The following is a 245-nucleotide window of genomic DNA, read 5'->3' on the forward strand; positions in this document are numbered from 1 at the left end:
ACCGCCACGCGCTGTTGCTGTCCGCCGGAGAGTCTGCCGACGCGGTCGAAGGCGCGGTCTGCCAGGCCAACACTGTCCAGGCAGTCGAGGGCTTCCTGTTGGACTTCCGCCGGGAACAGCAGGGGAGTAAGCGAGCGCACCGTGGGGATGCGTGCAAGGGCACCGGCGCAGACGTTGTCCAGGGCTGTGCGGCGCGGGACCAAGTGGATCTTCTGGAAGATCATGGCCATGCGTTGCCGTGCCTG

Annotated in this window: 1 protein-coding gene; it reads right to left on the minus strand. The window is 66.9% G+C overall.

Features of this window, described 5'->3' with window-relative positions:
- The coding region (locus tag ACPYOM_RS23485; protein ID WP_481347827.1) for an ATP-binding cassette domain-containing protein at positions 1-230 on the minus strand (230 nt) is incomplete at its 3' end.
- Positions 231-245 lie beyond the last annotated feature (15 nt).

The sequence above is a fragment of the Monashia sp. HAY1-2A genome (assembly GCF_056755315.1).